This window comes from Micromonospora sp. NPDC004551, from assembly GCF_040609975.1.
Classification (GTDB): Bacteria; Actinomycetota; Actinomycetes; order Mycobacteriales; family Micromonosporaceae; genus Micromonospora.
Window position 1 is genome coordinate 263,060 of the sequence record NZ_JBEXLM010000001.1, and the last position, 12,550, is coordinate 275,609.

The window sequence follows — 12,550 nt, forward strand, 5'->3', positions numbered from 1 at the left end:
AGGTACGGCAGATGGGCATCGAGGAGAAGCTTCCCTCCGGCGTCCTGCTCACCACCGTCGAGAAGCTGGTCAACTGGTCGCGGAAGACGTCCGTCTGGGGCGCCACCTTCGGCCTGGCCTGCTGCGCGATCGAGATGATGGCGGCCGGTGGCCCGCACTACGACATGGGCCGGTGGGGAATGGAGGTCTTCCGGGCCTCGCCGCGCCAGGCGGACCTGATGATCGTGGCCGGCCGGGTCAGCCAGAAGATGGCCCCGGTCCTGCGCCAGATCTACGACCAGATGGCCGAGCCCCGCTGGGTGCTCTCCATGGGTGTCTGCGCCAGCAGCGGCGGCATGTTCAACAACTACGCCATCGTGCAGGGCGTCGACCACGTCGTCCCGGTCGACATGTACCTCCCCGGCTGCCCGCCCCGGCCCGAGATGCTCATCGACGCGATCCTCAAGCTCCGCGAGAAGATCATGTATGAGCCGCTGGGCCCGAACGGCCGCAAGATGCTGGAGGCCCGCAAGGAGCGCGGCGACGTGCCCGTGGTGCCGTACGGCTCGATGCCGTCGTCGTACCGCAGCGACAAGGCCCGGCGCGCCGAGTGGACCAAGGCGGTCCGCGAGGGACGCGAGGAGCAGTTGCGGATCGAGAACTGGATGAAGGCGCAGAACCACCTCCAGGCGCAGGGGGGCCCGAAGTGACGGCACCGAACGACAGGAACAACGACGGCGGCGTCCCGGTACCGACCACCCCGGCCGGCGCCACCAGCGGCGCCCCGGCCGAGTACCCGCCGGCCAGCCAGGCCGGGCGCGGCATGTTCGGCAACCAGGGCACCGGTGACGTCTCCGGCTTCGGCGGCCTGGTCCGCCAGCGCAAGCCCGTCGAGGAGGCCGCCCGGCCGTACGGGAGCTACTTCGACGAGGTCCGCGACGCGCTGGAGGAGGCGTACCCGGCCTTCGGTGACGCGATCGAGAAGGTCGTGGTCGACCGGGGTGAGCTGACCCTGCACGTCCGCCCGGAGCGGATCGCCGAGGTCTGCCAGGTGATGCGCGACGACCTCGCGCTCCGGTTCGAGCTCTGCTCGTCGGTGTCCGGAGTGGACTACCTGGGCGCCGACGAGCGCCGGCTGCACGTGGTCTACCTGCTCACCTCGATGACCTACCGGCGGCGAGTCCGGCTGGAGGCCGCGGTCTCCGCTCAGGACCCGCACCTGCCGAGCGTCACGGCCGTCTACCCGACCGCCGACTGGCAGGAGCGGGAGACGTACGACATGTTCGGCATCGTCTTCGACGGCCACCCCAACCTGACCCGGATCCTCATGCCGGACGACTGGGAGGGGCACCCGCAGCGCAAGGACTACCCGCTGGGCGGCGTCCCGGTGGAGTACAAGGGCGCCGAGATCCCGCCGCCGGACCGGAGGAGGTCCTACCAGTGACGACGTCGAACTACGCGACCGAGCGCGAGACCACCGAGGGCAAGGTCTTCACCGTCACCGGTGGGGACTGGGACCAGGTCGTCTCCGGCACCGACCCGATCAACGACGAGCGGATCGTCGTCAACATGGGTCCGCAGCACCCGTCCACGCACGGCGTGCTCCGGCTGATCCTGGAGCTGGAGGGCGAGACGGTCCGCGAGGCCCGCTCAGTCGTCGGCTACCTGCACACCGGCATCGAGAAGAACCTCGAATACCGCAACTGGGTCCAGGGCTCGACCTTCGTGACCCGGATGGACTACCTCTCCCCGCTGTTCAACGAGACGGCCTACGCGCTCGCGGTGGAGAAGCTGCTCGGCATCACCGACGACATCACCGAGCGGGCCACCACCATCCGGGTGCTGATGATGGAGCTCAACCGGATCTCGTCGCACCTGGTCTGGCTGGCCACCACCGCCATGGAGCTGGGCGCGATCAACATGATGTTGTACGGCTTCCGCGAGCGGGAGTACATCCTCGACATCTTCGAGACCATCACCGGCCTGCGCATGAACCACGCGTACGTGCGGCCGGGCGGTGTGGCGCAGGACGTGCCGGACGAGGCGATCGTCAAGATCCGCGACTTCCTGAAGCTGCTGCCGAAGAAGCTCAAGGAGTACGAGGACCTCCTCTCCGGCCAGCCGATCTGGACCGAGCGCACCAAGAACGTCGCGGTGCTCGACGTGACCGGCTGCCTCGCGCTCGGCGTCACCGGCCCGGTGCTCCGCTCCGCGGGCCTCGCCTGGGACCTGCGCAAGACCATGCCGTACTGCGGCTACGAGACGTACGAGTTCGACGTCCCGACGCACACCGACGGTGACGTGTGGGGCCGCTACGTGGTCCGGCTCGCCGAGATCCGCGAGTCGATGAAGCTGGTCGAGCAGGCCCTCGACCGGCTCAAGCCGGGCCCGGTCATGGTCGCCGACCGGAAGATCGCCTGGCCGGCGCAGCTCGCCATCGGCGTCGACGGCATGGGCAACTCGCTGGAGCACGTCGCCAAGATCATGGGTCAGTCGATGGAGTCGCTGATCCACCACTTCAAGCTCGTCACCGAGGGCTTCCGGGTCCCGCCGGGCCAGGTGTACGTCGGCATCGAGTCGCCCCGCGGCGAGCTGGGCGTGCACGCGGTCTCCGACGGCGGCACCCGGCCCTACCGGGTGCACTACCGGGAGCCGAGCTTCGTCAACCTCCAGGCCCTTCCGGCCATGGCCGAGGGTGGCCTGATCGCCGACGTGATCGCCGGTGGCGCCTCGCTGGACCCCGTGATGGGTGGTTGTGACCGATGACCGTTTTCACTGAAGAGACCCGGGAGCGGGCGCGCGAGATCATCGCCCGGTACCCGGCGGACCGGTCCCGCTCGGCGCTGCTGCCGCTGCTGCACCTGGTCCAGTCCGAGGAGGGGTACGTCTCCCCGGCCGGGGTCGAGTTCTGCGCCGAGGTGCTCGGCCTGAACAAGGCGCAGGTCGGCGCGGTCGCCACCTTCTACACCATGTACAAGCGCAAGCCGACCGGTGACTACCTGGTCAGCGTCTGCACCAACACCATGTGCAACGTGCTCGGCGGCCAGGAGGTCTACGACACCCTCGCCGAGCACCTGGGCGTCGGGCACGACGAGACCACCGCGGACGGGAAGATCACCCTGGAGCACGCCGAGTGCCTGGCGGCGTGCGACTACGGGCCGGTCATGACGGTCAACTACGACTTCTTCGACAACGTCGACCCGCAGGGCGCGCTCGGCGTGGTGGAGGAGCTGCGGGCGGGCGGCCGGCCGATGCCGACCCGGGGCGCCCGGCTCTGCACCCTCAAGGAGATGGCCGTCCAGCTCGCCGGTTTCGGCGACGAGCGGGACGGCGCGGTGGCCGACGGCGGGCCGGGCGAGGCGACGCTGCGCGGCCTGCGGCTGGCCGAGCAGCACGGCATCTCGGTGCCGGGCTTCGACCCGAACACCCCGATCCGCAGCAAGGCCGAGGCCGACAAGGCCGCCGCCGAGGCGAAGGCCAAGGCCGAGGCCGCCGCGCCGGCCCCGGCCAAGGTCCCGGCGGACACCACCGCCCCGGCGCCCCGCGACGCGCAGGCGGCGGAGTCCGCCGGTGCGGCGGCCAACCCGCCCGCCACCGACGGCAAGCCCGCCGGCGACGAGGCCGGGGCGCAGCAGCGCAACCTCAAGGAAGCGGAGGCCGGGGCGGGCGCCAACGGCGCGGGCCCGGCGGTCGCGAGCGAAACGGGGGTCCAGAAGTGACCGCTCCTCGGCCGGAGACGCTGGCCAAGCTGACGCCGGTGCTCACCAAGCGCTGGCTGTCGCCGGACGCCTGGCGGATCGGCACCTACGAGAAGCTGGACGGCTACGCCGCCCTGCGCAAGGCGCTCAAGGCGCACCCGGACGACCTGATCCAGCTCATCAAGGACTCCGGGCTGCGCGGCCGTGGCGGCGCGGGCTTCCCGACCGGTCTCAAGTGGGGCTTCATCCCGCAGGGCGACGGCAAACCCCACTACCTGGTGGTCAACGCCGACGAGGGCGAGCCGGGCACCTGCAAGGACCTGCCGCTGATGACCCACGACCCGCACTCGCTGGTCGAGGGCGTCATCATCGCCTCGTACGCGATCCGCGCCAACCGGGCCTACATCTACATCCGCGGCGAGGCCGTGCACGCCGCCCGCCGGCTGCGCAGCGCCGTGCAGGAGGCGTACGCCAAGGGCTACCTCGGCCGGAACATCCAGGGCAGCGGCTTCGACCTCGACCTGGTGGTGCACTCCGGCGCCGGGGCGTACATCTGCGGCGAGGAGACCGCGCTGCTGGACTCGCTGGAGGGCTTCCGGGGACAGCCCCGGCTGCGCCCGCCGTTCCCGGCCACCCACGGCCTGTACGCCAGCCCGACCGTCGTGAACAACGTGGGCACCATCGCGAGCGTGCCGTACATCGTGCTGGGCGGCGCCGACTGGTGGAAGACCATGGGCACGGAGAAGTCGTCCGGCCCGATGATCTACTCGCTCTCCGGCCGGATCGCCAACCCCGGCCAGTTCGAGTGCTCGATGGGTATCACCCTGCGCGAGCTGATCGAGCTGGCCGGCGGCATGCAGCCCGGGCACAACCTGAAGTTCTGGACCCCGGGCGGCTCGTCGACGCCGCTGCTCACCGCCGAGCACCTGGACGTGCCGCTGGACTTCGAGGGGGTGGCGGCGGCCGGCTCGATCCTGGGCACCACGGCCACGCAGATCTTCTCCGACCAGGACTGCCCGGTGTACGCGACCTACCGGTGGCTGGAGTTCTACCACCACGAGTCGTGCGGCAAGTGCACCCCGTGCCGCGAGGGCAACTACTGGATGGTCCGGGTCTACCGCCGGATCCTCGCCGGCCAGGGCACTCACGAGGACCTGGACACCCTGCTCGACACCTGCGACAACATCCTCGGCCGCTCGTTCTGCGGTCTGGGTGACGGTGCGACCAGTTCGGTGACCTCGTCGCTGAAGTACTTCAAGCAGGACTACCTCGACTACATCGAGGGACGTACCGCGCCGAAGCTCTCCGAGAAGCAGCTGGTGGGAGCCCACTGATGACCGACGTAGCCAAGCAGACCGAGACCGTCACCCTCACCATCGACGGCGTCCAGGTCACCGCCCCCAAGGGGGCGCTGCTGATCCGGGTCGCCGAGCAGTTGGGCACCGAGATCCCGCGGTTCTGCGACCACCCGCTGCTGGCCCCGGCCGGCGCCTGCCGGCAGTGCCTGGTGGAGGTGGAGGGTCAGCGCAAGCCGGTCGCCTCCTGCACCCAGACCGTGGCCGACGGCATGGTGGTCCGGACCCAGCTCACCTCGCCGGTCGCGAAGAAGGCCCAGGAGGGGGTGATGGAGCTGCTGCTCCTCAACCACCCCCTGGACTGCCCGATGTGCGACAAGGGCGGCGAGTGCCCGCTGCAGAACCAGGCCATGTCCACCGGCCGCACCGACTCCCGGTTCCACGAGCACAAGCGGGAGTACCCGAAGCCGCTGCCGATCAGCACGCAGGTGCTGCTCGACCGCGAGCGCTGCGTGCTCTGCCAGCGCTGCACCCGGTTCTCCGAGGAGATCGCCGGCGACAAGTTCATCGACCTGATGGGCCGGTCGTCCGCCGAGGAGATCAACATCTACCGGGACGATGCGTACGGCGTGGAGTCCGGGGAGGACGCGGGCGACGTCCCGTTCAACTCCTACTTCTCCGGGAACACCGTCCAGATCTGCCCGGTGGGCGCGCTGACCGGCTCGCAGTACCGGTTCCGGGCCCGCCCGTTCGATCTGGTCTCCACCCCCAGCGCCTGTGAGCACTGCGCGGCCGGCTGCGCCCAGCGCACCGACTGGCGGCGCGGCAAGGTGCTGCGCCGGCTGGCCGGCGACGACCCGGCGGTGAACGAGGAGTGGAACTGCGACAAGGGCCGCTGGGGCTTCCAGTACGCCCGCGCCTTCGACCGGCTCACCACCCCGCTGGTGCGGGACGGGAAGACCGGCGAGCTGCGTGAGGCGTCCTGGAGCGAGGCGCTGACCCGGGCCGCCGAGGGGCTGCGCGCCGCCCGGGACGGCGGGCAGGGCACGGCGGTGCTGACCGGCGGCCGGCTCACCGTCGAGGACGCCTACGCGTACGCGAAGTTCGCCCGGGTCGCACTGCACACCAACGACATCGACTTCCGGGCCCGCCCGGTCTCCCGCGAGGAGGCCGACTTCCTGGCCAGCAGCGTCGCCGGGGTCACCGACGTGACCTACGCGGACGTGGAGAACGCGCCCGCCGTGGTGCTGGTCGGCCTGGAGCCGGAGGAGGAGTGCCCGATCCTCTTCCTGCGGCTGCGCAAGGCGTACCTGAAGAAGAAGCTCACCGTGTACGCGCTTGCGCCGTTCGCGACCCGCGGCCTGGAGAAGCTCGGTGCCAAGCTGGCCCGGGTGGTGCCGGGCGAGGAGGCCAGCGTGCTGGCCGAGCACGCCACGGTGGCCGAGGCCCTGAGCCAGCCGGGCGCCGTCCTGATCGTCGGCGAGCGGCTGGGCGCGGTGCCCGGCGGCCTGTCCGCCGCGGCGGACGTGGCCCGGCGTACCGGCGCGAAGCTGGCCTGGGTGCCGCGGCGCGCGGGCGACCGCGGCGCGGTCGACGCGGGCTGCCTGCCCAACCTGCTTCCCGGCGGCCGCGTGGTCACCGAGCCGGCCGCCCGTGCCGAGCTGGGCGAGGCGTGGGACATCCCGGCCGGGGTGATCCCGAGCCAGGCCGGCCGGGACACCGACGGCATCCTCGCGGCCACGGCCAACGGTCAGGTCGGCGCCCTCGTGGTGGCCGGCGTCGACCCGGCCGACCTGGCCGACCCGCGCCTGGCCGAGCAGGCCCTGGACGCGGTGCCGTTCCTGGTCAGCCTGGAGCTGCGGATGAGCGCGGTGGCCCGCCGAGCCGACGTGGTCTTCCCGGTCGCGCCGGTGGTCGAGAAGGCCGGCAGCTTCCTGGACTGGGAGGGCCGCCTGCGCACCTTTGAGAAGGTGCTCGACACCGGCGCGATGACCGACGGCCGGGTGCTCGACGCGATCGCCGCGCAGCTCGACGTGCGGCTCGGCACCGGCGACGTGCAGAGCGTCCGCCGGGAGCTGGGCGCGCTGCCGCCGACCCGGGTCGACCGGCCGTCCGCCCCGTCCATCGAGCCGGCCGACGTGCCGCAGCCCGGCGCCGGGGAGGCCGTGCTGGCGACCTGGCACCAGCTCCTCGACCTGGGCAGCCTCACCGACGGCGACGAGCACCTCGCCGGCACCGCCCGCCCGCCGGTGGTCCGGCTGGGCAAGGGCACCGCCGAGGCGCTCGGCGTCGCGGACGGTGACCCGGTGACCGTCGGCACCGACCGCGGCGCGGTCACCCTGCCGGCGGCGATCACCGAGATGCCGGACGGCGTCGTCTGGCTGCCGACCAACTCACCCGGCTCGACCGTCCGGCGCAGCCTCGGCGCGGCGTCCGGCGAGGTCGTGCAGGTCTCGGCCGCGGCGGTCGCCGCGGACGTGGCCGCCCGGCCGGGTCCGCTCCTCAACACCGGGAGTGTCCAGTGAACCCCGTCATCCTCGCGGCGCAGGACCCGACGCTGGCCGACTTCGGCAAGGACCCGTGGTGGCTGGTCCTCATCAAGATCGTCTTTGCGTTCGCCTTCGGCCTGCTGGCCACGCTGCTCGGCGTCTGGTTCGAGCGCCGGGTGGTCGGCCGCATGGCGGTGCGGCCCGGCCCGAACCAGGCCGGCCCGTTCGGCCTGCTGCAGACCCTCGCCGACGGCCTGAAGATGGCCTTCAAGGAGGACATCCTCCCGCGTGCCGCCGACAAGGTCGTCTTCTTCTTCGCGCCGACCATCTCGGTGATCTGCGCGGTCACCGCGCTGTCGGTGGTGCCGTTCGGCCCGATGGTGAGCATCTTCGGCCACCACACGCCGCTGCAGGTCACCGACGTGTCGGTGGCGGTGCTGGTCATCCTCGCCTGCTCCTCGATGGGCATCTACGGCATCGTGCTCGGCGGCTGGGCCTCCGGCTCGACGTACCCGCTGCTCGGCGGCCTGCGGTCCAGCGCCCAGATGATCTCGTACGAGGTCGCCATGGGCCTGAGCATCGTGGCGGTGTTCATGACCGCCGGCACGATGTCGACCAGCGGGATCGTGGCCGCCCAGGGTGACGCCACCCAGCTCACCATCGCCGGCCAGCAGATCCCGGCACCGGGCTGGTACGCGATCCTGCTGCTGCCCAGCTTCATCATCTTCTTCATCGCCATGGTCGGCGAGACCAACCGGGCGCCGTTCGACCTGCCCGAGGCGGAGTCGGAGCTGGTCGCGGGCTTCATGACCGAGTACAGCTCGCTCAAGTTCGCGCTCTTCATGCTCTCCGAGTACGTCTCGATGGTGACCATGTCCGCGGTCACCACCACGCTGTTCCTCGGTGGCTGGCGGGCCCCCTGGCCGATCACCCTCTGGTCGGGCGCCAACTCGGGTTGGTGGCCGATGCTCTGGTTCTTCGGCAAGGTCATCGCCCTGGTCTTCGTCTTCGTCTGGCTGCGGGGCACCCTGCCCCGGCTCCGCTACGACCAGTTCATGCGCTTCGGCTGGAAGGTCCTGCTGCCGATCAACCTGGTCTGGATCCTGGTGCTGAGCGGGCTCCGCTCGATCGAGGACTGGCAGACCCGGGACCGGCTGCTCGCCACCGCCATCGGCGCGGGCGTGCTGCTGCTGGCCACGCTGTTCTGGCCGAGCCGGAAGAAGGCGCCGAAGGTGCCGCTCCAGGAGCAGGTGAACAGCCGTCCGCACGGCAGCTTCCCGCTGCCGCCGATGGATCTTCAGGTTCCGCCGAGCCCGCGTACCAAGCGCGTGGTCGCCGAGCGGGAGCCGGCCAACGTCGTCGCCGGCTCGGAGTCAGGGGAGGTGTGACGTGGGCGCGATCACCGGAACGTTCAAGGGCTTCGGGGTCACCTTCTCGCACATGTTCAAGAAGGTCGTCACCACCGACTACCCGTTCAAGCCGCCGGTCTCGGCGCCGCGCTACCACGGGCGGCACATCCTCAACCGGCACCCGGACGGGCTGGAGAAGTGCATCGGCTGCGAGCTGTGCGCGTGGGCCTGCCCGGCGGACGCGATCTACGTGGAGGGTGGCGACAACACCGAGGAGCAGCGCTTCTCCCCGGGTGAGCGGTACGCCAGCGTCTACCAGATCAACTACGCCCGGTGCATCTTCTGCGGGCTCTGCATCGAGGCCTGCCCGACCCGTTCGCTCACGATGAGCAACGAGTACGAGCTGGCCCGGGACAACCGGCAGGACCTGATCTTCACGAAGGAGCAGCTGCTGGCGCCGCTGCTGCCGGGCATGGAGCAGCCGCCGCACCCGATGCGGCTGGGCGACAGCGAGAAGGACTACTACGTCGGCGGGCTGACGAACCCGGGCACCTCGGCCGGCGCCGAGCACTCGCCCATGGGCCCGGGCCGGTACCAGGTGGAGGAGCACCCCGGTGTGACCTTCCCCGGCGCCGAGCAGGCCGCGCAGCGGGCCGAGGCGGGCAAGGGAGCAGGAGCATGACCTCGCAGACGGTGCTCGCCGCGGCGGGCCAGGTGTCCGGGGGTGAGGAGGTCACCTTCTGGATCCTCGCCCCGCTGGCCCTGATCGGGGCCATCGGCATGGTCTGGGCGCGCAACGCCGTGCACTCGGCGCTCTGGCTGGTGCTGACCATGCTCTGCCTGGGCGTGTTCTACGTGCTCCAGGCCGGGCCGTTCATCGGCATGGTGCAGATCATCGTCTACACCGGCGCCATCATGATGCTCTTCCTGTTCGTGCTGATGCTGGTCGGCCGGGACTCCTCCGACTCGCTGATCGAGACGCTGCGCGGCCAGCGGGTCGCCGCGGTGGTGCTCGGGCTCGGGTTCGCCGGCCTGGTCGGCTCCGGGCTCTACCGGGCGCTGGAGGGCGTGCAGGCCGTCGGACTGGACCAGCCGAACGCCGAGGGCAACGTGCAGGGCATCGCCCGGCTGCTCTTCACCAAGTACGTCTTCGCCTTCGAGCTGACCTCCGCCCTGCTCATCACGGCGGCGGTGGGCGCGATGGTGCTGGCGCACGTGGAGCGGCGCAAGGAGGACCGGATGGACCAGATCGCCACCATGAAGGCGCGGTTCCGCCCCGGCAACTACCCCGGCCCGAAGCCCGGCCCGGGCGTCTTCGCCACGTCGTCCTCGGTGGCCACCCCGGCCCGCCTGCCCGACGGCCGGCTGACCGACCGCAGCATCCCGGAGATCATGCCGGTGCGCGAGCTGACGGCCGAGGAGACCTCGCTGAAGGGGACGGAGAAATGACCCCGGACTACTACCTGATCCTCGCGGCGGTGCTGTTCACCATCGGCGCCGTCGGCGTGCTGATCCGGCGCAACGCGCTCGTGCTGTTCATGTGCGTCGAGCTGATGCTCAACGCGGCCAACCTGACGCTGGTCACGTTCAGCCGCATCAACGGTGACCTGAACGGCCAGATCATGGCGTTCTTCGTGATGGTGGTGGCCGCGGCCGAGGTCGTGGTCGGGCTCGCCATCATCATGTCGATCTTCCGGACCCGACGCTCGGCGAGCGTCGACGACGCCAACCTGCTGAAGTACTGAGGGGCTCGTGGTGGAGAAGATTCTGACGTTCGCCCAGGCCGAACCGGCCGGGACCGTCGCCTTCGCGACGGCGGATGGGCTTCTGGGCAGTGTCTGGCTGCTGGTGGCCATCCCGCTGGTGAGCGCGGCGATCCTGCTGCTGCTCGGCAAGCGGGCGGACCGCTGGGGCCACTGGCTGGGCGTGGCGGCCATCGGGGCCGCCTTCGTGCTCGGCCTGACCTACTTCTTCCAGCTCCGTGGCCTGGAGAACAAGCAGGTCGAGCAGAGCCTCTGGCAGTTCATCACGGTCGGCGACCTCAAGGTGGACTTCGGTCTGCTCTTCGACCCGCTGGCCGCGGTCTTCGTACTGCTGATCACCGGGGTGGGCTTCCTGATCCACCTCTACGCGGTCGAGTACATGGCGCACGACGAGGGCCGGCGGCGGTTCTTCGGGTACTTCAACCTGTTCGTCGCCGCGATGCTGCTGCTGGTGCTCGGCAACAACTACGTGATGCTCTACTTCGGCTGGGAGGGCGTCGGTCTGGCGTCGTACCTGCTGATCTCCTTCTGGTACGGCCGGCCGAGCGCGGCCACCGCCGGCAAGAAGGCGTTCCTCATGAACCGGGTCGGCGACGCCGGCCTGGCCATCGGCATCTTCGTCATGTTCGCCATGCTGGGCACCACCCAGTACGACGAGGTCTTCAACGGGGTCGGCTCGCTGACCTCGACCACGGTGCTGGTGCTCGGCCTGCTGCTGCTGCTCGGCGCGACCGGCAAGTCCGGCCAGTTCCCGCTCCAGGCGTGGCTGCCGGACGCCATGGAGGGCCCGACCCCGGTCTCCGCGCTCATCCACGCGGCCACCATGGTCACCGCGGGCGTCTACCTGATCGCCCGCTCCAACCCGATCTTCTCGGCGAACCACACCCTCCAGCTCGTGGTGGTCAGCGTCGGTGCGATCACCCTGCTCATGGGGTGCGTCATCGGCGCGGCCAAGGACGACATCAAGCGGGTGCTGGCCTGGTCCACGGTGAGCCAGATCGGCTACATGTTCCTCGGCGTCGGCCTGGGCGGCGCGGCGTACGCGCTGGCCATCGTGCACCTGCTGGCGCACGGCTTCTTCAAGGCCAACATGTTCCTGGGCGCCGGCTCGGTCATGCACGGCATGAACGACCAGGTGGACATCCGGCGCTTCGGCAACCTGTCGAAGTACATGAAGGTCACCTGGCTGACCTTCATGACGGGCTGGCTGGCCATCATCGGCATCCCGCCGCTCTCCGGTTACTTCTCGAAGGAGCCGATCATCGCGGCCGCGTTCGAGCGGGAGGGCTGGACGGCCTGGCTCTTCGGCATGGCCGCGCTGCTCGGCGCCGGGCTCACCGCGTTCTACATGACCCGGCTCTTCGTGCTCACCTTCCACGGGCCGAAGCGGTGGACCGAGGACATCGAGCACCCGCACGAGTCGCCGAAGCTGATGACCATCCCGCTGATCCTGCTGGCGATCGGCTCGGTGGCCGCCGGTGGCCTGATGGCCACCACCGTGCCGGATTGGCTGGAGGCGACCGCCGGCCTCGGCGGTGAGCACGCGGAGCACGCCCCGGTCCTCGCGCACTGGCTGGTCACCGCGCTCTCGGTGCTGGTGACCGTGCTCGGCGCCGGGCTGGCCTGGTTCCTGTTCCGCAACGGCACGGCCACCGAGCCGCAGCCGGCCGGCGTGCTGGTCACCGCCGCCCGCAAGAACCTCTACACGGACACCGTAAACGAGGCGGTCTTCGAGAAGCCGGGCATCTTCCTCACCCGGGCGCTGGTCTTCCTCGACAACCGGGGCGTCGACGGGCTGGTCAACGGCCTCGCCGCCGCGGTGGGCGGTGGCTCGGGCCGGCTCCGGCGGCTGCAGACCGGTTTCGTGCGGTCGTACGCGACCTCGATCCTGACCGGCGCGCTGCTCGTGGTGGCGGCGTTCCTGGCGGTGCAGGCGGGGTGGCTGGCGTGATCGACCTCAACGCGGCCGCCCCCGCC

At 70.7% G+C, this 12,550-nt stretch carries 11 protein-coding genes; all 11 read left to right on the forward strand.

Features of this window, described 5'->3' with window-relative positions; all coding sequences use genetic code 11:
* Positions 1–11: 11 nt before the first annotated feature.
* Genes ABZW14_RS01350 through nuoL form a run of 11 tightly spaced genes read left to right on the forward strand, consistent with a single transcriptional unit; the run spans position 12 to position 12,524 of the window.
* Positions 12–689 (forward strand): NADH-quinone oxidoreductase subunit B family protein, encoded by a 678-nt coding sequence (locus tag ABZW14_RS01350; RefSeq protein ID WP_355337922.1) that lies wholly within the window; start codon positions 12–14, stop codon positions 687–689.
* Positions 686–1,423, forward strand: coding sequence for an NADH-quinone oxidoreductase subunit C (locus tag ABZW14_RS01355; RefSeq protein WP_355337925.1), 738 nt, complete (start codon positions 686–688; stop codon positions 1,421–1,423). Before ABZW14_RS01350 ends, ABZW14_RS01355 begins: the two co-directional genes overlap by 4 nt.
* Entirely contained in the window at positions 1,420–2,745 is a 1,326-nt protein-coding gene (locus ABZW14_RS01360) for an NADH-quinone oxidoreductase subunit D (protein WP_355337928.1), read from the forward strand. The genes ABZW14_RS01355 and ABZW14_RS01360 overlap by 4 nt, the downstream gene beginning before the upstream one ends.
* On the forward strand, positions 2,742–3,698 hold the full coding sequence (gene nuoE, locus ABZW14_RS01365) for an NADH-quinone oxidoreductase subunit NuoE (protein ID WP_355337931.1): 957 nt from the start codon (positions 2,742–2,744) through the stop codon (positions 3,696–3,698). The genes ABZW14_RS01360 and nuoE overlap by 4 nt, the downstream gene beginning before the upstream one ends.
* Complete coding sequence (gene nuoF, locus ABZW14_RS01370) at positions 3,695–5,011, forward strand: NADH-quinone oxidoreductase subunit NuoF (RefSeq protein ID WP_355337934.1); 1,317 nt, start codon at positions 3,695–3,697, stop codon at positions 5,009–5,011. The genes nuoE and nuoF overlap by 4 nt, the downstream gene beginning before the upstream one ends.
* A complete protein-coding gene (locus tag ABZW14_RS01375) occupies positions 5,011–7,497 on the forward strand; it encodes an NADH-quinone oxidoreductase subunit G (protein ID WP_355337937.1) in 2,487 nt (828 codons plus the stop codon). The genes nuoF and ABZW14_RS01375 overlap by 1 nt, the downstream gene beginning before the upstream one ends.
* Positions 7,494–8,849, forward strand: a complete 1,356-nt coding sequence (nuoH, locus tag ABZW14_RS01380; RefSeq protein ID WP_355337940.1) for an NADH-quinone oxidoreductase subunit NuoH — start codon at positions 7,494–7,496, stop codon at positions 8,847–8,849. The genes ABZW14_RS01375 and nuoH overlap by 4 nt, the downstream gene beginning before the upstream one ends.
* Before the next feature lies 1 nt (position 8,850).
* The gene (gene nuoI / locus ABZW14_RS01385; RefSeq protein WP_091261226.1) at positions 8,851–9,492 is read left to right on the forward strand and encodes an NADH-quinone oxidoreductase subunit NuoI; all 642 of its coding nucleotides are present in this window, start codon (positions 8,851–8,853) and stop codon (positions 9,490–9,492) included.
* Complete coding sequence (locus tag ABZW14_RS01390; protein WP_355337943.1) at positions 9,489–10,259, forward strand: NADH-quinone oxidoreductase subunit J; 771 nt, start codon at positions 9,489–9,491, stop codon at positions 10,257–10,259. Before nuoI ends, ABZW14_RS01390 begins: the two co-directional genes overlap by 4 nt.
* A complete protein-coding gene (gene nuoK, locus ABZW14_RS01395; RefSeq protein WP_355337946.1) occupies positions 10,256–10,555 on the forward strand; it encodes an NADH-quinone oxidoreductase subunit NuoK in 300 nt (99 codons plus the stop codon). Before ABZW14_RS01390 ends, nuoK begins: the two co-directional genes overlap by 4 nt.
* Before the next feature lie 7 nt (positions 10,556–10,562).
* On the forward strand, positions 10,563–12,524 hold the full coding sequence (gene nuoL / locus ABZW14_RS01400; RefSeq protein WP_355337949.1) for an NADH-quinone oxidoreductase subunit L: 1,962 nt from the start codon (positions 10,563–10,565) through the stop codon (positions 12,522–12,524).
* The last annotated feature ends 26 nt before the right edge of the window (positions 12,525–12,550 follow it).

Excerpts from the sequence above, each read along its gene's own strand:
- ABZW14_RS01350 (WP_355337922.1), top strand. The coding sequence starts at position 12 with ATGGGCATCGAGGAGAAGCTTCCCTCCGGCGTCCTGCTCACCACCGTC.
- nuoE (WP_355337931.1), top strand. The coding sequence starts at position 2,742 with ATGACCGTTTTCACTGAAGAGACCCGGGAGCGGGCGCGCGAGATCATC.
- ABZW14_RS01375 (WP_355337937.1), top strand. The coding sequence starts at position 5,011 with ATGACCGACGTAGCCAAGCAGACCGAGACCGTCACCCTCACCATCGAC.
- nuoK (WP_355337946.1), top strand. The coding sequence starts at position 10,256 with ATGACCCCGGACTACTACCTGATCCTCGCGGCGGTGCTGTTCACCATC.
- ABZW14_RS01390 (WP_355337943.1), top strand. The coding sequence starts at position 9,489 with ATGACCTCGCAGACGGTGCTCGCCGCGGCGGGCCAGGTGTCCGGGGGT.